The organism is Phenylobacterium sp. (assembly GCF_031360265.1).
Lineage (GTDB): Bacteria > Pseudomonadota > Alphaproteobacteria > Caulobacterales > Caulobacteraceae > Phenylobacterium.
The window spans coordinates 83872-102932 of record NZ_JANMBF010000104.1; the positions used below are offsets into that span (position 1 = coordinate 83872).

The window sequence follows — 19061 nt, forward strand, 5'->3', positions numbered from 1 at the left end:
CGAACTGCTTCCTTCCATGGCCGGGTGCGCGCCGGGCCGGCAAGGCTTGGGCGCACACCGTCTCGACCTCAGAAGGTCACCACGACCTTGGCGTAGTAGTAGCCGCCGTTGATGCCGAAGGGCGAAAAGCCCAAGGGGGCGTCATAGACGTTGCTGCCGTCCGAGAGGCCGCCGTTGGGTGGGAACTGGAGGGTGTTCGGCGGCTTCTGGTCGAACAGATTGTTGGCCCCGAGAGAGACGCGCACCGCCGCGGTCACCATGTAGGCGACGTCCAGGTCGGTCAGCGCCTTGACCCCGATCTTGTTGGTGAAATTGGGCGGGGCGCCGGTGCCGTCGGGGCTGACGATCTCGGAAGATTCGCCATAGACGGTTTCGCGTAGATTGACACTCCACTTGCTCATCGACCACAGGGCGCCCAGGGTGATCTTTTCCTTGGGCGCGGCGGTTGTCAGGTCGCTGATCGCGGTGGGCGAGAGCAGCGCGCCCTGCTTGGCGAGCGCCGCCGGGGGCGGGGCCTGTTTGGTGACTTTGGTGTCGTTGTAGTTGGCCGCGAGGCTCCAATCGACATGGCCCAGTTCGGCGAAGTCCGATGAATAGGTAACGGTCAGATCGACGCCGCGGGTGCGGGTGTCGACGCTGTTGGCGAACAGGCTGACGCCGACAAAGGTGACCGTAGGATCGAGAATGTTGCCGTGCGCCTTGATCGCGTCCAGCACCGCCTGGGACACCACCGTGGTCCCGTCGAGACCGAGGTAGAGGCCGCTGCCGATGATCCGGTTCCTGATGTCGATCTGGTAGGCGTCGACAGTGATCGCCAGACCTTCGGCCGGGTGGGCCACGAAGCCAAGGCTGTAGTTGGTCGATTTCTCAGGCTTTAGCGGCGCGAAGCCCAGCAGCGCCGCGGACGGGGAGTTCGGCGGCAACTGCACAACCGCCGCCGTCGGCGAGACGTTGGTGGCGGAGTAGTATTCCTCGGCGAGCGTCGGAGCCCGGAACCCGTTGGCGACGGTGCCGCGGACCGCGAACATCGGGCTGAAGTCATAGCGGGCGGTCAGCTTGCCGACGGTGGTGTCGCCGAAGTCGCTGAAATGCTCGAAGCGCACCGCGGCGTCCAGCTTCAGATTCTCTACCGGTGAGGCCGCGACATCCAGGTAGCCGGCGTAGTTGTGCCGGGTGTGCTTGCCGGCGTCGGTCGGCTGGAAGCCGGGATAGGACTGTGGTCCCTCCTTGTAGATCGAGGCCGGGTCGCCGTGCACGATCTCGTAGCTGTCCTCGCGTTCCTCGGCCCCGAAGGCCACGTTGAGCGGCGTCGCCATGCCGACGTCAAACGCCCGCGAGACGTCAAGGTTGGTGGTCCACTGGGTGGTGATGAACGAACCGTCGTAGAAGTGGGTCGGGGTGAAGTGCGTGTCGATATAGAGGGCCTTGTTGGCCGAGTTGAGCGTCGAGATGTCGTTCTTGTCGCGTCCGTAGGTGGTGGAGAGGTCCCAGGCCCAGTCGGCTATCGTACCGCGAAGGCCGCCGGTGAGCGCGTAGTCGGTCTCGACCAGGCCCTCCCGCGGGTTGAAGCCCTGCGGCGCGAAGATCAGCTCACCGGGGCTGGTGTAGGTCCCCTGCACCGCCAGCACCGTCGAGGCGATCACCTTGGAAGGAACCCGGTAGTTCTCGAATGCGGAGGCCTTGCGGTAGCCGTAGGTGCCGAAGCTGTAGGCCTCGACCCCGCCGAAATCGTAGCCGGCGTTGAACGCGACGTTGCCCATCTGTGACTGGGCGTCGCCGACGATGTTGTTGAGGTTCGGATAGCCGGGGATTGCGGTCCAAGCGGTCGGCGTGCCGGCCAGCTTGCTGCCGTCGACATTGGAGATCCGCGCGTCGGCGCCGCCGCGTCGGCTGAAACCGTGGAAGCGCGCCTCCCCGGTCAGGTTGATGAAACCCATCGGCCCCAGGGGCAGGCCCATGTTTAGCGAGATCGCGCCGGTGTCGCCGTCGCCCTTGTAGTACTGGCCGGCGGTGGCGCCGATCTGGCCGCCGCTCGAGCCCTTCTTGAGGATGATGTTGACGACGCCGGCGATGGCGTCGGTGCCGTACTGGGCGGCCGCCCCGTCCTGCAGCACCTCGACGTGGTCGATGGAGTCCACCGGGATCAGGCTGATGTCGGCGGTGGCGGCGCCCTGGTAGGGCCCGCCCAGGACGTGCAGGTTGCCGGTCGGGTGGCGTCGCTTGCCGTTGACCAGCACCAGGGTGTCGTTGGGGCTCAGGCCGCGCAGCCGCGCGGACAGGGTGAGGTTGGCGGTGTCGCCGCCCAACGCCTCGGCGGTAAAGGACGGGATGGTCTGGGCCAGGCCCTGGATCAGGTCCGGCTGGCCGATCCGCTTGAAGGTGTCGGAGCCGACGACCTGGACGGGCGCTGCGCTGTCGGCCGCCTTCAGGCCGACTACCCGGGTGCCGGTGACGATGACTTCGGAAACGCCGCTGGAAGCTTCGGCTTCCGCGGCGATGGCCGCCGATGATGCAAACACGGAAAGCGCGATCAGGCTCGCGCCGACGAATAGATTTCTCACGTTAAGGACCCCCATTGTTGTTGGCGGCCCAATGATGCGTCTACCCCGTATTTCCTTGTTGCCGTCAGCAGCGCCTGACACGTGGGCGGTGTCCAGATGCGGGCGGGCGATCGCGACGCCGACGATCAATTCCTCGGCGTTCGGGTGGATTCCAGTCAGGCCGGCGCCTGCATTTGCCGCAGTCACGAGATGGCGGGTCGACCGCCCCGGTCTCAGATCGGGGCGCAGACCTCGGTCAGCCAGACGCTCACCTCGGCGGGGACCAGCGGGCCCACCGTGGCCAGGACGCGGGCATGATAGGCGTCGAGCTGGCAGACCTCTTCAGACGTCATCAAGGCCTTGACCACCAGCCGCCGGTCGATGGGCGCCAGCGTCAGGGTCTCGAAGCCCAGCATCGGCCGCTCGCCGCCTTCGAGGGTCGCCGGGCCGGTGACGAATTGCAGCGTCTCGATGCGGATGCCGTAGGCGCCTTCCTTGTAGTAGCCGGGCTCGTTGGAGACGATCATGCCGGGCCGCAGCGCCACGCTGTTGGGCGCCTTGGCGATCCGGTGCGGGCCCTCGTGGACGCCAAGGTAGGAGCCGACGCCGTGGCCCGTGCCATGGTCGTAGTCCAGGCCGTGGGCCCACAGCGCCATGCGCGCCAGGGCGTCCAGCGCCGAGCCCGTCGTGCCGGCCGGAAACCGCACGCGGGCCAGCGCCAGATGGCCCTTGAGCACCAGGGTGAAACGTTCGCACATCTCCGCCGACGGCTCGCCGATGGCCACGGTGCGGGTGACGTCGGTGGTGCCGTCCAGGTACTGAGCGCCGGAATCCACCAGCAGCAGCGAGCCCGCCTCGGTTCGCTTGTTGAGCCTCGTGGTCGGCCGGTAGTGGACGATGGCGCCGTTCGCCGCCGCGCCGGCGATGGTGTCGAAGGACAGGTCCTTGAGCGCGCCGGTTTCCTCACGGAACCCTTCCAGCCGCGAGACCGCCTCGATCTCGTCGGGCGGGTTGATCTGGCCCTCGGTCGCCACCCAGTGCAGAAAGCGGGTAAGGGCGGCGCCATCGCGGATGTGGGCGCGCTGGGTCCCCGCGATCTCGACGGCGTTCTTGCAGGCGCGGGGCAGGACGCAAGGGTCCTCGGCGCGCTGCACCGACGTGCCCGCCGCGCGCAGCGCCTCGAAATACCAGGATGACGACTGGCTGGGATCGACCAGCACCTGCTTGCCGGCAAGCTCGCTCAGCGCCGCGGGCAGGTCGGCGGGGGTTTCCAGCCGGACCTCATTGCCGAGCCAGACCGGCAACTCGGGAGTCACCTTGGCGGGGTCGAGGAACAGCCGCGCCGAGCCGTCGGCGCCCAGGATCGCCTGAGCGATCGGCAGCGGCGAGCGGATCACGTCGCCGCCGCGCACGTTGAACAGCCAGGCGATGGAGGCGGGCGAGGTTAGCCCCGCGGCGTCCGCGCCGCGGGCCGCCAGGCTCTCGCCGATCCGGTGACGCTTGGCGGCGCTTTCCTCGCCGGCATATCGCAGCGGGTGCGGCACGACAGGCGCGGTGGGCTGGGCCGGGCGCGCCTGGCCCCAGGCGGTGTCCAGTGGGTTGGGGCTGACGGGCTTGAGCTCACCCCCGGCCTTCGCCACGGCGGCCTTCAGCCGGTCCAGCGCGTCAGGGCTGTGCAGCCGCGGGTCATAGCCGATCACCTGGCCGCGCGCGGTGGCGGATTCCAGGTAGGCCGGGACACCGCCCTCCACCAGATCGCGGATCTCGAAGGTCGCCTGGTCCACCTGGTCGCGGACCTGCAGGGTGTAGCGGCCGTCGACGAAGATCGCCGCCCTGTCCTTGAGGATCACCGCGGCGCCGGCCGAGCCGGTGAACCCCGTGGCCCAGGCCAGCCGGTCGTTGGCGGCGGGCAGGTACTCGTTCTGGTGCTCGTCCTCGTGCGGGGCGACGAAGCCGTCCAGGCCCTGGTCGGCCATGGCCTTGCGGATCAGCGGCACGTGGCGGGGCCCAAAGGAGCGGTCGGTGGATTCGTCGAAGGTCTGGCGCATGGGAGGGATGTAAGCCCTTCGGGGGGTCAGGGCCAAGGGCTCAGACTTGTCGGCGAACAGGGTTTGCGGTATCGGCCCGGACCATGGTCATCCGCGCGACTCCAGCCTGCCTGAATTCGTCCGGTCCCACCTGGGGTCCGGGTTCGATCAGCCACGCCTAGACGCTGACGAAGACCGCGACCCCGCCGCACCGGCAGGGTCGATGATGACGCCATCTCCTGCCGCCGGCTTACCCAGCCCCGAAAAGGAGACGACCATGAGCGAAGACCTGAAACCCTGGTTCCCCATCCGCACCGAGCGATTGCTGCTGCGCGCCTTCACCCCGGACGACTTCGATGATGTCCACGCCTACGCGACCGAAGATGCCGTGGTGCGCTACATGGACTGGGGGCCCAACACGCTGGAGGAAACCAAGGTCTTCCTCGGCCGCTCTCTGGAGGCCCAGCTGAGTTGGCCAAGATCCGACGTGAACCTGGCGATCCAGCATCTGGCAGACGGCAAGGTGATCGGCGCCATCCGCTTGGGCGTCAAGGACGAAGCCACCCGCACAGGCGACATCGGCTACAGCATCGCCAGCGCCTATTGGCGCCAGGGCCTGGTCACGGAGGCCGCTGGGGCGATGTTGCGCGCCGGCTTCGAGGTGCTGGGTCTCCACCGCATCTGGGCCGAGTGCGATGTCCGCAACGCTGGATCCTACGGCGTGATGGAAAAACTCGGCATGCGGCGCGAGGCGCATTTCCGAAAGGACAAGCGCGCCCGCGACGGTTGGCGCGACAGCTACCTCTACGCGATTCTCGCCGACGAATGGATTTTACCCGGACAAAATTGACATTGATCTCTTGGCGGCCTACGAGACTGCATGGACAAGCAGACCCGCCGCCAGGTCGTGCGCGACTACAAGGATCGCAAGGTTGCGCTGGGGATCTTCGCGGTGCGCTGCGCGGTGACCGGCCAGGTCTGGGTCGGGGCCTCGCGCAATCTGGACCAGCAGCAAAACAGCATCTGGTTCGCCCTGCGCCAGGGCGGCCACCCCAATCCGGCGCTGCGGGCCGCCTGGGCCGCGCACGGCGAGGCGGCGTTTGCCTTCGAGGTGCTGGAGACCGCGCCCGACGAGGCGATGACCGTCTATGCCCGCGACACCTTCCTCAAGACCCGCCACCTGCAGTGGCGCGAGACCCTGGGCGCCCCGAAGCTCGTCGGTTAGCGGCGCAGCACCAGCGTCGCCCAGGCGTCGCGGTGGATGCGGCGCTGCATCGAAAAGCCGCGCGAGGCGTAGGCGGCGAACACCCGCCGCTCCTGGGTGCGCAGCAGGCCGGACAGGATGGCGATGCCGCCGGGCTTCAGCGCGCCCTTGATGTCCTGGGCCAGCGCCACGAGCGGCGGGGCCAGGATGTTGGCGAACACCAGATCGTAGGGCGCGGACTTGCGGACGCGGGCGTCGTTCAGGCCGCTGGCGTGGACGAACCGGGCGCGGGCGCGGTTCAGCCTGGCGTTCTCATTGGCGATACGCACCGAGGGCGCGTCGATGTCGGTGCCGACGGCGGCCCGGGCGCCTGTGCGCGCCGCGGCGATGGCCAGCACGCCGGTGCCGCAGCCGACGTCCAGCACGCGGGCGAAGCGGCGGCGCTTGAGCAACTGGTCGAAGGCCTGCAGGCAACCGACGGTCGTGCCATGGTGGCCGGTGCCGAAGGCTGCGCCCGCCTCGATCCGCAGGTTGACGGCGCTGGGCGGCGCCAGCCCTCTGTCGTGGGCGCCGTAGACGAAGAACCGCCCAGCGCGGACCGGCGGCAGGCCCGACAGCGCCATCGCCAACCAGTCGGCGTCGGCGAGTTTCTCCACGAGCGTGCGCAGGGCGGGAAAACCGCTGAGGATGGCCAGCAGCGCGGCCTGTTCGTCCGTGGTGGTCGGGAAGGCGTCGATGCGCCAGACGTCGCGGTCCTCGTCCTCTTCCAGGATGGAATACGTCAGCGCCTCGGTGTCGGGGCTGGCGTCGATCGTCAGCGCCGCGGCCTCGGCGACGGCGCGGGGTCCGCGGGCGATGATCTGGACGGCGTCGGCGCTCATCGCCCGCCTCTAGCGGGGGATGGTCGGAAAGGCGAGGGGGTTCAGCCGAGGTCGGCGGCCGCCGTGTCGTCGGTGTCCACGCCGGCGTCGGCCGCCGAGACCGCGCGATGCGGCCGTTCGCCGGCAAGCGACGGATAGTCTTGATCGGGCGGAGCGGGGTCTCCGTAGGCGACCCGGGTCAGCGCGACGGTTTGCTCGGGCTGGCTCTGCCCGGCGGGGCGGATCTCGGCCACGCCGGGCGGCTGTGACACGGCGAACGGCTTTGAGGCGTCTGTCCCAACGACATAGGTGGGCAGCGCGCCGGGATAGCTGGCCATCTCCAGACCAGTATCGCCAAGGCCAGGCGACCGCGTCGCCCCGGCGCCCAGCAGCATCTGCGGACCCAACGGCCGGTCGTCCGCGACCAGGTTCGGATGCATGGCCCCGCCCAGCATCATGCCGATAGCCACCGCCATGCCAGCTCCGACCAACTCCACGCGCATGCCGATGATCCCCCTGCGAAACGTCCCTGCGCCTACAGCGCGTGAGAGCGGAGTTGGTTCAGCATGCGGCGTCCTTTGTGAAAACCCGGACGCCAGACTTACCCCGGCATGGGCAAACCTCCGCCAAGACGATGGGGGCCTCCCCCCGGTCGGCCGCACCGGGGCGGGAGGCAGGGGCGCGGGCCGCCACCCTGCGGCCACCCCGTTGGCAGCAGCGAACCTCGCCGGGCTGGCGCCGAGGCGGCGGAAAACCTACCTTGCGGTTCATGGCCCGTTCTCCCGCTCCCGTCGCCGCTCCAGGCGTCTCCGACATGTCGGCGACGTTCGACTATGACGAGCGCTCGACGCCGATGCTGTGGAAGCCGCATCGCCCCGACCGGCCGGCCAAGTCGGAGGGCGGGCGGCCGTTTCGGCTGGTCAGCGACTATGAGCCGGCCGGCGACCAGCTGACCGCGATCCCGGAACTGGTGGCCGGCGTCAACGCGCGCGAGCACGACCAGGTGCTGCTGGGGGTCACCGGGTCGGGCAAGACCTTCACCATGGCCAAGATCATCGAGCTGACCCAGCGGCCGGCGCTGATCCTGGCGCCCAACAAGACGCTGGCCGCCCAGCTCTACAGCGAATTCAAGAGCTTCTTTCCCGAGAACGCGGTGGAGTTCTTCGTCTCCTATTACGACTACTACCAGCCCGAGGCCTACGTCCCGCGCACCGACACCTTCATCGAGAAGGACTCATCGATCAACGAGCAGATCGACCGGATGCGCCACTCCGCGACCCGCGCGATCCTCGAACGCGACGACGTGATCGTGGTGGCGTCGGTGTCCTGCATCTATGGCATCGGCTCGGTCGAGACCTACACGGCGATGACCTTCACGCTGGAGCCCGGCCAGCGGCTCGACGAGAAGAAGCTGATGGGCGACCTGGTGGCCCAGCAATACAAGCGCAACGACCAGGCCTTCGAGCGCGGCACGTTCCGCCGGCGCGGCGACACCATCGAGATCTTCCCCGCCCACTATGAGGACCGCGCCTGGCGGATCAGCCTGTTCGGCGACACCATCGAGACGATCACCGAGTTCGACCCGCTGACCGGGCGCAAGACCGCCGACCTCAAGGCGATCAAGATCTACGCCAACAGCCACTATGTGACGCCACGCCCGACGCTCAACCAGGCGGTGCTGTCGATCAAGGACGAGCTGAAGGAACGGCTCGACTGGATGATCGCCAACGGCAAGCTGCTCGAGGCCCAGCGGCTGGAACAGCGGACCACCTTCGACATGGAGATGATCCAGGCGACCGGGTCCTGCGCCGGGATCGAGAACTACAGCCGGTATCTGACCGGGCGCCGCGAGGGCGAGCCGCCGCCGACGTTCTTCGAATACATCCCGGAAAACGCCCTGCTGTTCGTGGATGAAAGCCACCAGACCGTGCCGCAGATCGGGGGCATGTACCGCGGCGACTATCGGCGCAAGTTCACCCTGGCCGAATATGGCTTCCGGCTCCCGTCGGCGATCGACAACCGGCCGCTGAAGTTCGAGGAGTGGGAGGCCATGCGGCCCGACACCGTCCACGTCTCGGCCACTCCCGGGCCGTGGGAGATGGAGCGCACCGGCGGTGTGTTCACCGAGCAGGTGATCCGCCCCACCGGCCTGATTGACCCGCCGGTGGAGATCAAGCCGGTGAGCAAGACCGAGAACGGGGTCGCCTTCAGCCAGGTGGATGACGTGATCGACCAGGTGCGTCAGGTCGCCGCCCAGGGCTATCGCAGCCTGATCACCGTGCTGACCAAGAAGATGGCCGAGGACCTCACCGAATATATGCACGAGCAAGGCCTGAGGGTCCGCTACCTGCACTCCGACGTCGACACCCTGGAGCGGATCGAGATCATCCGCGACCTGCGGCTGGGAGCCTTCGACGCCCTGGTCGGCATCAACCTGCTGCGCGAGGGCCTGGACATCCCCGAATGCGGATTGGTGGCCATCCTCGACGCCGACAAGGAAGGTTTCCTGCGCTCGGAGACCAGCCTGATCCAGACCATCGGCCGCGCCGCCCGCAACGTCGACGGCCGGGTGATCCTCTATGCCGACCACATCACCGGCTCGATGGAACGGGCCATGGCCGAGACCCAGCGCCGGCGCGAGAAGCAGGAAGAATACAACGCCGAGCACGGCATTACGCCGGCCAGCATCAAGAGCCGCATCAAGGACATCCTGGCGAGCCCCTACGAGAAGGACAGGGTCACGGTCCCGGTGGGCGTAGCGGAGGACGGCTCCAAGCCGTTCCTGGGCGACAACTTCAAGGCCACCCTGCGCGACCTGGAATCCCGGATGCGCGAGGCCGCCTCAAACCTGGAGTTCGAGACCGCCGCGCGGCTGCGCGACGAGATCAAGCGGCTGAAGATGCTCGACCTGGAGTTCGCCAACGACGTGCTCACCGCCCCGGGCGAGGAGGTCGACCGTGGCGCGGTCAAGCGGGTCAAGGCCGAGGCCCGCGCCGAGGCGGCCGAGCGGTTCCGCAAGGCCCGCCGCTGAGGCCAGCCTTGGGGGGGCTCCGTCACCGCTTCTTCTTGACCGTCACCTGGGCGGACAGCTCCCGCAGCGCGGCGTTGGCGATGGTCAGCTTGGCGAAGGTCCAGCCGCCGCCGGCCGCCTCGATGTCGTCGATGGTGCGCCGCGCGACCTCGGCCTTGTCGTTGTGCATCGACGCCCACGAGGTCGCCGCGTGATGCGCGTGGCCGAGATCGTCGCCGGCCTGGGCGTCGCCGGCGAAGGCCATGATGGTCCGCGTCAGCCCGGTCTGTTCAAGCAACAGGTCCTCGATCAGCCGGCGCAATGCCGTGCGTTCGAAGGGGTCACCCACCGCGTGGGCGCCGGCGGCGGCCCGCACCCGGTCGAAGCCGAACACCTCGCCCACCGCGTGATAGAGCCGCGCGACGCTGGGCAGCGACCAGCTTGACGCCTCGCCCAGATCGACCAGGTCGCCGGCGGTGGTCAGGGTCTGCAGGACCGCGGCCGACCGCGCCATGGCCTCCGGCGCGCCGGCCTCGACCATGCCGCGCTGGCGCGCGGCGACAGCCGCCTGTTCGATCGGCGACAGCACGCCGGGCATCAGCCGATGGACCGTCGTGAACCCCGGACCGTAGCGCGCGATCAGCTCGGCGACGTCCAGACCCTCGCGCTGCGCCGAGCGCGCCAGCCAGAAGCTGGCGCCGCGCAGCGAGGCGGCGAGGCGGCGGAACACCGCCATCTGTCCGGCGGCCGGAATCTTACCGTCCAGCGCCGCCACCGCGTCCCATTGCGCCGGAATCTCCAGGATCTGCTTGGCGGCCTCGTAGCCGGCCGTGAACGCCTCCGCGCCGGCGCCGGCCGCAGCCATCAGCCGGCCCGGGAAGCTCGGCCCGCAGCGGTTGATCACGTCATTGGCGACCGCCGTGGCGATGATCTCGCGGCGCAGCCGGTGGCGGCGCATCGGCTCGGCGTAGCGGCGCAGGCCCTTGGGGAAATAGTCCTCGAGCAGCCGCTCGAAGAACGGATCGTCCGGCGCATCGCTGGCGACGATCGCCCGCTTCAATTCCAGCTTGCCATAGGCCAGCAGCACGGCCAGCTCCGGGCGGGTGAGCCCGCGCCCCGCGGCCGCCCGATCGGCGACGCCGGCGGCGTCGGGCAGCCCCTCGACCGCGCGGTCCAGGCGACCCTGCTGCTCCAGATCGGCCATGAACTGGGCGTAGGGGATCAGCTCGCCCACCGCGTCCATCTGCATCAGCGAGAGCGCCAGGGTCTGGTCGTAGTTGTGCGCCAGGACGTGGCGGCCGACATCGTCGGTCATCGACTTCAGCAGCGTATCGCGCCGCTTGCGGGTCAGCTGGCCGGTGCGTTCCAGCATCCCGGTGAGGATCTTGATATTGACCTCGTGGTCGGAGGTGTCGACGCCGGCGGAATTGTCGATGGCGTCGGTGTCGATCCGCCCCCCGGCCCCGCCTGCGCCCGACTGGGCGTATTCGATGCGGCCGGCCTGGGTCAGGCCGAGGTTCGCGCCCTCGCCCACCACCTTGACCCGAAGGTCACAGCCGTTCACCCGGACCGCGTCGTTGGCCTTGTCGCCGACATCGACGGCGGCCTCGTGCCGGGCCTTCACATAGGTGCCGATGCCGCCCAGGTAGAGCAGCTCGGCCTGCGACTTGAGGATCGCATTGATCAGGTCGGTGGGCGCGAGCGCATCGGCCGTCACCTCCAGCATCGCCTTGACCTGCGCGGTCAGCGGGATCGACTTCAGCGTGCGCGGAAAGACCCCGCCGCCCTTGGAGATCAGCTTCCTGTCGTAGTCGTCCCAGGACGAGCGCGGCAGGGCGAACATCCGCCTGCGCTCAGCCCAGGACGTGGCCGGGTCCGGAGCGGGGTCGAGGAAGATGTGGCGGTGGTCAAAGGCGGCCACGAGCTTGGTCTGTTTCGACAGCAGCATGCCGTTGCCGAACACGTCGCCCGACATGTCGCCGCAGCCGACGACGGTGAAGGGCTCGGCCTGGATGTCCTTGCCGAGCTCGCGGAAGTGGCGCTTCACCGCCTCCCAGGCGCCGCGGGCGGTGATGCCCATCACCTTGTGGTCGTAGCCGGCCGAACCCCCGGACGCGAAGGCGTCGCCCAGCCAGAAGCCGTAGTCCTCGGCCACGCCATTGGCGATGTCGGAGAAGGTCGCCGTGCCCTTGTCGGCCGCCACCACCAGGTAGGGATCGTCGCCGTCATGGACCACGACGCCGGGCGGCGGGATGACCTTGCCGTCGGCCGAGAGATTGTCGGTGATATCGAGCAGGCCGCAGAGGAAGGTCTGGTAGGCGCTGATCCCCTCGGCGCGGATGGCGTCCGGCGTCCCGCCTTTCGGCAGCTGCTTGGGATAGAACCCGCCCTTGGAGCCCACCGGCACGATCACCGCGTTCTTCACCTGCTGGGCCTTGACCAGGCCGAGCACCTCGGTGCGGAAGTCGTCGCGCCGGTCGGACCAGCGCAGGCCGCCGCGCGCCACCGGACCAAACCGCAGGTGGACGCCCTCGACGTTGACCCCCCAGACGAAGATCTCGCGGTGCGGCTTAGGGGCCGGCAGGTCGGCGAGTTCGCCCGACGCCACCTTGAACGAGATGTAGGCCTTGGCGCCGCCATCCGGGCCGGGCTGGTAGAAGTTGGTCCGCTGGGTCGCGCCGACCAGCAGCGCCAGGCGCCGCAGCACACGATCTTCGTCCAGGCTTTCCACCAGCTGCAGCGCCTCGACGATCCGGGCCATCACCGCCTCGGCCTGTCTGCGGCGCTCCGCCAGGTCGGCCTTGATCGCGGTGTCGAACTTGGCGCGGAAGAGGTCGAGGATCAACCGCGCCACGCCGGGATTGGCCGACAGCGCCTCCTCCTGCACGCGCTGGCTGGGATCGAGCCCGGACTGCTGGCGGTGGCGGGCCAGCGCGCGGATCAGGGCGGCGTCGCGCCAAGGGATCGACAGCTCCATCACCAGGCGGTTGAAGCCGTCATTCTCGGTGCGACCGGACCAGACGGCGACCACGGCGTCCTCGAAGGGGCCCTTCAGCTCGGCGAACACCAGCTTGGCCCCGCGCGGATCCTCGATCTCGAAGTCGTGGACCCAGACCGGCGGCAGGCCCGTCCGCGCGACCGGGAAGCCGGCTTCGGCCAGCGCCTTCAGACCCATGTTGTCGAGGATCGGCAGGACGTCGGCCAGCGGCGCCGGGACCTGCGGACGATAGAGCTTGAACCGGAACTGCAGCGCGCTGTCGATCTTCGAGCGATAGGCGCGGACCTCGACCGTCTGGTCGGACCCCATGGCCTCGATCACCGCCAGATCGGCCAGAGCCTCGTCGGCGTTGAAGCGGTCGCGATAGCCGGCCGGGAAGGCCTCGCCATAGCGGGCCAGCGTCGCGGCGACATCTTCCGGCGTCCGGCCCGAGCCTCGAACGGCCGCCTCGAAGCGGTCTTCCCAGGTGCGCGCGGCCTCGGTGATCGCGGTTTCGAGCGCCTTCAGGTCCGGCTCGTCATGGTCTCCGCGGGTGAAGCCGATGATGTAGTGAACGCGCGCCAGCGGGGCGTCGGAGAAGCTCGGATAGGCGGCCGAGACGCGGCCGCGATAGGCGTGCGCCAGGATCTGACCCGCCCGGGCCGCGAGGTCTGAATCGTAGTGGTCGCGCGGCAGGAACAGCAGCACCGAGGCGAACCGGTCGAAGGGATCGCGGCGTTCGAACAGGCGCACGCGCGGGCGGTCATAGAGGTGCAAGATGCCCAGCGCCTGGCTGAGCAGCTCGTCCTCGCTCATCTGGAAGAGCTCGTCGCGCGGGTGGTTTTCGACCAGGGTCTTCAGGCGCTTTTCGTTGTGGCTGCCGGCCGGCATGCCGGCCCGGGCCAGGACGTGGGCGACCTTCTCGCGGATCAGCGGCACGGCGCTGGCCGGCTGGTCATAGGCCTCGGCGGTGAACAGGCCGACGAAGCGGACCTCGCCAAAGGGTTTACCGGCGGCGTCGTAGCGTTTGACGCCGACGTAATCCATGTAGCCGCGGCGGTGCACCCGGGATCGCACGTTGGACTTGGCGACGGTCAGCGCCGGGTCGCTGAGCAGCCGATCCTTGACCTTGCCCAGCAGGATCGCCGGCTCGTTGGCGCGGCGCAGGACGGTGCGTTCAGGATCGCGCAGCACGCCCAGGCCGTCCTTGGCCTGGTAGAGCGGCTCTTCCGCCGCATAGTCCCCGTTCTTCAGGCGCGGATATTCGTAGACCCGGGCGCCGAGGAACACGAATTCATTGGCCTGCAGCCAGCTCAGGAAGGCCACTTCCTCGCCGGTGGCGCGCCCGGCGTTCAGTTTCAGCTCGGCGACGGTCTTGCCCATCAGTTCGAGCATCGCCGGGAAGTCGTCCACCGCGGCGCGCACGTCTTTCAGGGTCGCGGCTATGCCCCGCACCAGGGCCTGCTCGCGGTCCGCGCCGACCGGATCGAGGATCACCTGGATCATCGATTCGCGCCGGACGACGCCGGCCACGCCGCGCGCGCCGGTGCGATCGCGCTGGATCTCGACAATCGGGTGGAACAGCGCGCGCACCGACAGGCCCTGCTCGGCGATCTCGCCCATGATCGAATCGACCAGGAACGGTGCGTCGTCCTGGATGATCTCCAGCCGGTCGAGGCCGCCCGCGGCGGCGCCAAGCACCGGGGCGACGCGGATCGTCGGGCCGCGGCCGCGCCGGCGCTCGCCGAAGCGCCAGCAATCGGACAGGTTCTGCGCCAGATCGGCGTCGGAGAGTTCCGGCAGTTCGTCGGCCTGGGCGTCGGCGGCGGCCTGGCTTGCGAAGGCGCGGACGCCGGCTGGCGCCGGGTCGCCCGTCAGCGCGGCGACGATGGCCTTGGCCAGGGGTGGGCTCGCGGCGGGGGTCATGCGGCTCATCGCACGGCTCTCGCACAATCGATCCGAGGTCCGGAAACGAGGACGGCGCCGGAGGAGAGTGTCCGGCGCCGTGTGGTTCCACCGTGGGGGGGCGGCGGAACGCTCAGTGCTCGTCGCGTCCGCGGGCTTGGGGGGCGAACGCAACGTCCGGACCGCTGTGCGGCCGGGCCAACCATAGATAGGAAGCGTGGGCGCAAGTGGAAGTCCCCCTCCGTCAAAAACGCTTTCTGGGTCGGGCCTGCGCTGGATCGTCAGGCCCGCTTACTGCGAGGTCGCCGCGTCGTCGGGTTCGGTGTCGGGTTTAGGGCGGTCGTGTCGGGCGGCTCGTTCGGCATCCTGTTCTTCAACTGTTGAGGATCTCCGTCCGCCGACAGGATCACCGCGATCCATCGGCTGCCGTCGAACTGCGCCAGAACCACCATCGCCATCACCGTCAGCGGTGTTGAGAGGAAGGCTCCGGTCACGCCCCAGATGGCGCTCCAGAACGCCAGCGCCAGCAGCACCATCACCGGATCAAGGTTAAGACTCCGTCCCTGCATGCGCGGATAGATCACATTGCCGATGACCATGCCGATCAGCTGCAGGACGATGAACAGGATGATCGCCTGACCGTAGCCCGGGAACTGGACCAGCGCGAACAGCGGGGGCGCGACGCCGGCGAACACCCCGCCAGCCACCGGTATGTAGACCGCCAGGAAGATCAGGAAGGCCCAGAACAGCGCGTCGTGCAGACCGACGGCGGCCATGGCGATCCACGACAGCACCGCCACCATCAGGCCGGTGACCGTCTGGACGAAGAGATAGCGCTCGACCCCGTCGCGGATGCGCAGGAAGGCGACCACGGCCTCCTGGCGCTCCTCGCGTACGGGAAACAGGCCGATGGCCTTGCGCTCCCAGCCGCGCCGCGAGGCGATGATGAAGGCCAGGTAGACCAGCACGAACAGCGCCGTCGAGGCGAAACCCTGCACCGCCCGGGCGGCCAGGCCCAGGTACTTGCCGGCGTCGAGTCCATGGATGATGCCGAGCACGGTCGGCGGGGTCCTGATCCCCATCAGGCCGGAGACCTGGGCCATCACCGAATCCAGTTTCGGGCCATAGGTCAGAAGCTGGCTGGCGAACCCGGCGCCGTTCTGGGCGACGAAGAAGGCGGTTCCGCCGAACAGCAGGATCGACAGCACCACCGCCGTCGGCAGGGCCGCCTTGCGCGAGACGCCAGGCATCCGCCGCTCCAGGACGCGCGCGAACCCATCGATCATCACCGCCAGGAACAGCGCCAGCGCCAGCGGCGTGAGGATTCCCGCCAGCGCGTAGAGGGTCGTCCCCCCGGCGATCACCGCCAGGATCACCAGGGCGTTGCGGGCGACGGTGGACTCCGGCGCGGACGATGCGGCTGGCATGGCGAGCTTTCGAAAGCGGCGTCGGTTGTGCTGAAAGCGCTTCGTGTCCGAGCACGTTCCATCAACGTCAGCGCGAAGGGATCCTGGACGAGCCGACTGTCATCGGCGTCGCGGCCGGGGTCAATCCGGGCTGGCGTGGGCCCGGGGGGCCAAATTTTGGTTAACGGCACAAAAATTTCTCTGTCATCCCGGCCGCAAGCCTGCGCTTGCAGGCTGGAGAGCCGGGACCCAGAGGCTACCGCAAGCCGCACTGGGTCACTGTGTATTGCGGGCTGTGTTGAGCGTTGGCTTGATGGGTGGCGAGCGTAGCTCGTTGGGTCCCTGGTCTTGAGACCGCGGTTCCGGCAAGGGCGCGCTCGCCAGTCAGCTTTTCCGAACAGTCGCAGGGGCGAGGCGCTGAGCGCCTGAGCCCGAACACAGGAGCGGAGCTATGCCGACAGTTTGCGCGCGGACACTCGACATACCGCTTGTTGGACGTGGCTAAGCTCGAACGCGGCCAAGGCGCCATGACACACCGTAATTCTAGGTGTTGGCGGAATTGACAACGACGCCCATTGTTGGCGCGATTGCCAACGTGAAAGCTGAGCTGCTCCGCCGCCAGAAATCGGTCCTGTCGGACGGCGCGGTTCTGGAACTGGTGATCTGGCGGCTGCCTCGGCCGGTCGTCGGCAGTCGTCACAGCTACAAATACCGGCTGTTCTACGGGCGCGCCGGCGTGAGGATCGTGGGCTACGACAACGAACGTCCAAAGGGCGACCACTGTCATCTGGACGGCGTGGAACAACCTAACGGGTTCACCACCGTCGAGGCGCTGGTGCGGGACTTTCTGCCCAACGTCGCGATACGGAGGATGATATGAGAGTGGCGACGATCCAGATCCGCAAGGGCGACGACGCCGTCCTGCGCGATAGCGGGGCGGCCTTCGTTGACGCCTGGAAGACGGGCCGGTCGGACGCCGATCTCTTCACCTTCTCCTCGCCGGCCCAGTTGTTCTCGGTGCTGTCACCGCGCCGCTGGACGCTGATCGAGCGGTTGCAGGGATTGGGCGCCGTCAGCCTGCGCGGCCTGGCCCGCGAACTCGGCCGCGATGTGAAACGCGTCCACGAGGATGTCGCGATCCTGCTGGACTGGGGCCTGATCGAGCGTGACGACGACCGCAAGCTGGTCGTGCCCTACGCGGTGATCCACGCCGACTTCGACCTGAGCGCGGCGGCGTGAGGCGCGGAGTCGCCGTGATGGTGGCCGCGCTGTTGGCGCTGGGGGCCTGCGACAAGCCCCGGCCCCGGGTGGTTCCGGTCGACCCGATGGCCGCCGGCCCGGGCCAGGTAGAGGCCCCGCCCCCGCCGACCGAGGGCCTGTCGGCGGGCCTGCCCCGGCGCGTGGAGATGGCCGGCTTCACCCTCGACCGGATCGGGGCGGCGGCCGATCCGCTGAACCGGCGCCCGGCGGCGACGCCCGCCGGCGTGGCGACCCTGGTCGACGGCTTCGGCTTCGATCCGGCGGCCAAGGCGCCGGGCCGGGGCGTCGATGTGGTGGTCGACGGCCGGGCCTATGGGACCCGCTATGGCGCGGCGCGGCCGGATGTGGCGGACTATTTCAAGACGCCGGGGCTGGCGGCCGTGGGCTTTTCCGCGACCTTGCCGGCCGCGGCGATGGCGGCGGGGCCACACACCGTGGCGATCCGGGTGGTCGCCGCGGACGGCAAGGGGTTCTTCGAATCGCCGCAGATCCCATTCCAGGCGCAATAGGCGGCCCGCGTCCGCCGGCGCATTGAAAAGCCGGTCGACGCTTCCCACCTTGTCAGCTGTCCGGTCGAGCCGCGCCAAGGATGGGCGGCCCGTCCGGAGAGTCGCTTTCGACAAGGACTCCTTTGACGATGAACAGGTCGGTACTTTTCGACAGCCCGTTTTTGCTGGGCTTCGAGCACACGCGCGGGCTGATCGAGCGCGCCGCCAAGGCGGCGGCCGAGAGCTATCCCCCCTACAATGTCGAGGATCGAGGCGACGGCGGCCTGCGCATCACCCTGGCGGTCGCCGGCTTCGCGCCTGACCAGCTGGAGGTGACGGTGGAGGACCGACAGCTGACCATCGCGGGACGGCGGGAGGGGGGCCGGCGCGATGGGGGGACGGCGCCGGCCGAGGACGCCTTTCTTCATCGCGGCATCGCTGCGCGCGGGTTTATCCGCAGCTTCGTCCTGGCCGACGGCATGGTGGTGGAGGCGGCGAGCCTGGAGCACGGCCTGCTGCACATCGACCTCGTCCGGCCGGAGCCGGAGCGCCGGGTGCTGCGGGTGCCGATCCGCTCGCCCGGTTGACCTGGCGGGCTGACCTGGCGGGCTGAACCGTCCGCCGTCCCAAACGTTGCCGTCCCTAAGGAGGTGGTCTCAATGACGCCTGTTCTCTCGACCGAAGCCTTTGCCGCCCTGGGCGGACCCGACTTGGTCTATGTGCGGCCGGTCAGCGGCGCCGAGCTCCTGGCCAGCGTTTCGCCCGCCCAGGTCCAGCCGGGGTATGACCTGAAACCCAAGCAGATTCTCTATGCGGTGCATCGCGCCGACGGCGAGCGGCTGGCGGTGATGGCCGACCGCGCCTCGGCGGTGGCCGCCGCCCTGGCACACGAACTGGCGCCCGTCTCGGTGCACTGACGGTCGCCAGGGATCGAACAGCAGCAAGTCACGTCTGAGACTCTGTTCTCCTCCTGCGTAGGGCTGCCGGATCCACACAGTTCGCTGAAGCGGCGTCCTTCTACCCTTACGGAAATCCTCGGGCAAAGCCCCTTCCCCCACCGGGTCGATGTGCGACCCGGTGGGAGGAGAGGGCTTTTGGCGCCTGTGGCTCGCGTCAGACCGTGAACTCAGCCTGAATCTGCCGCGCTTCAGCGAGATGTGTGATTCCGAGCCCCCTACGCAGGAGGAGGGTCGATCCAGGCCAGGCGGATTTCTATTTGGCCTAGGCCGCCGAGGAGCGAGTGACCGGATCCTGCACCAGGAGCGCGTGCAGGGCGTCGGCGGAACGGGCCTGGCGCAACTGGCGGCGCAGGTCGGCCTGGCGCAACACCCGCGACACTCGGGCCAGCGCGCGCAGGTGCTCGACGCCGGGGGCGTCCTTCGGC

At 68.8% G+C, this 19061-nt stretch carries 14 protein-coding genes; 8 read left to right on the forward strand and 6 right to left on the reverse strand.

The window, feature by feature from the left end:
- Positions 1-68: 68 nt before the first annotated feature.
- Together RMN86_RS09785 and RMN86_RS09790 are read right to left on the reverse strand one after the other, a co-directional pair.
- Complete coding sequence (locus RMN86_RS09785; RefSeq protein WP_309605654.1) at positions 69-2561, reverse strand: TonB-dependent receptor; 2493 nt, start codon at positions 2559-2561, stop codon at positions 69-71.
- Between the two features lie 212 nt (positions 2562-2773).
- A complete protein-coding gene (locus RMN86_RS09790; RefSeq protein WP_309605655.1) occupies positions 2774-4588 on the reverse strand; it encodes an aminopeptidase P family protein in 1815 nt (604 codons plus the stop codon).
- A gap of 256 nt (positions 4589-4844) precedes the next feature.
- Between RMN86_RS09790 and RMN86_RS09795 the strand changes: the two genes are divergently transcribed.
- Both RMN86_RS09795 and RMN86_RS09800 read left to right on the forward strand, forming a co-directional pair.
- Positions 4845-5417, forward strand: coding sequence for a GNAT family N-acetyltransferase (locus RMN86_RS09795; RefSeq protein ID WP_309605656.1), 573 nt, complete (start codon positions 4845-4847; stop codon positions 5415-5417).
- A gap of 30 nt (positions 5418-5447) precedes the next feature.
- Entirely contained in the window at positions 5448-5792 is a 345-nt protein-coding gene (locus RMN86_RS09800) for a GIY-YIG nuclease family protein (protein WP_309605657.1), read from the forward strand.
- Here RMN86_RS09800 and RMN86_RS09805 read toward each other — a convergent pair.
- Positions 5789-6652, reverse strand: a complete 864-nt coding sequence (locus RMN86_RS09805) for a 50S ribosomal protein L11 methyltransferase (RefSeq protein ID WP_309605658.1) — start codon at positions 6650-6652, stop codon at positions 5789-5791. The genes RMN86_RS09800 and RMN86_RS09805 overlap by 4 nt on opposite strands.
- Positions 6653-6693: 41 nt before the next feature.
- Complete coding sequence (locus RMN86_RS09810) at positions 6694-7134, reverse strand: hypothetical protein (RefSeq protein WP_309605659.1); 441 nt, start codon at positions 7132-7134, stop codon at positions 6694-6696.
- 266 nt (positions 7135-7400) lie between these two features.
- Between RMN86_RS09810 and uvrB the strand changes: the two genes are divergently transcribed.
- Positions 7401-9662 (forward strand): excinuclease ABC subunit UvrB, encoded by a 2262-nt coding sequence (gene uvrB / locus RMN86_RS09815; protein ID WP_405041339.1) that lies wholly within the window; start codon positions 7401-7403, stop codon positions 9660-9662.
- Between the two features lie 22 nt (positions 9663-9684).
- Here the strand turns inward: uvrB and RMN86_RS09820 are convergent, their stop codons facing one another.
- Together RMN86_RS09820 and RMN86_RS09825 are read right to left on the reverse strand one after the other, a co-directional pair.
- Positions 9685-14553 (reverse strand): NAD-glutamate dehydrogenase, encoded by a 4869-nt coding sequence (locus RMN86_RS09820; protein ID WP_309605661.1) that lies wholly within the window; start codon positions 14551-14553, stop codon positions 9685-9687.
- Between the two features lie 251 nt (positions 14554-14804).
- The gene (locus tag RMN86_RS09825; RefSeq protein ID WP_309605662.1) at positions 14805-15950 is read right to left on the reverse strand and encodes an AI-2E family transporter; all 1146 of its coding nucleotides are present in this window, start codon (positions 15948-15950) and stop codon (positions 14805-14807) included.
- A gap of 574 nt (positions 15951-16524) precedes the next feature.
- On the opposite strand from RMN86_RS09825, the gene RMN86_RS09830 reads away from it, so the two are divergent.
- From RMN86_RS09830 to RMN86_RS09850, 5 genes are all read left to right on the forward strand, one after another.
- A complete protein-coding gene (locus RMN86_RS09830; protein WP_309605663.1) occupies positions 16525-16809 on the forward strand; it encodes a DUF6516 family protein in 285 nt (94 codons plus the stop codon).
- Positions 16806-17168: a hypothetical protein gene (locus RMN86_RS09835; RefSeq protein WP_309605664.1), complete on the forward strand. Its 363-nt coding sequence runs from the start codon at positions 16806-16808 to the stop codon at positions 17166-17168. The genes RMN86_RS09830 and RMN86_RS09835 overlap by 4 nt, the downstream gene beginning before the upstream one ends.
- Positions 17165-17698 (forward strand): hypothetical protein, encoded by a 534-nt coding sequence (locus tag RMN86_RS09840; protein WP_309605665.1) that lies wholly within the window; start codon positions 17165-17167, stop codon positions 17696-17698. Before RMN86_RS09835 ends, RMN86_RS09840 begins: the two co-directional genes overlap by 4 nt.
- Positions 17699-17826: 128 nt before the next feature.
- The gene (locus tag RMN86_RS09845) at positions 17827-18264 is read left to right on the forward strand and encodes an Hsp20 family protein (protein WP_309605666.1); all 438 of its coding nucleotides are present in this window, start codon (positions 17827-17829) and stop codon (positions 18262-18264) included.
- A 72-nt stretch (positions 18265-18336) separates the two neighbouring features.
- On the forward strand, positions 18337-18594 hold the full coding sequence (locus tag RMN86_RS09850; RefSeq protein ID WP_309605667.1) for a DUF1150 family protein: 258 nt from the start codon (positions 18337-18339) through the stop codon (positions 18592-18594).
- The last annotated feature ends 467 nt before the right edge of the window (positions 18595-19061 follow it).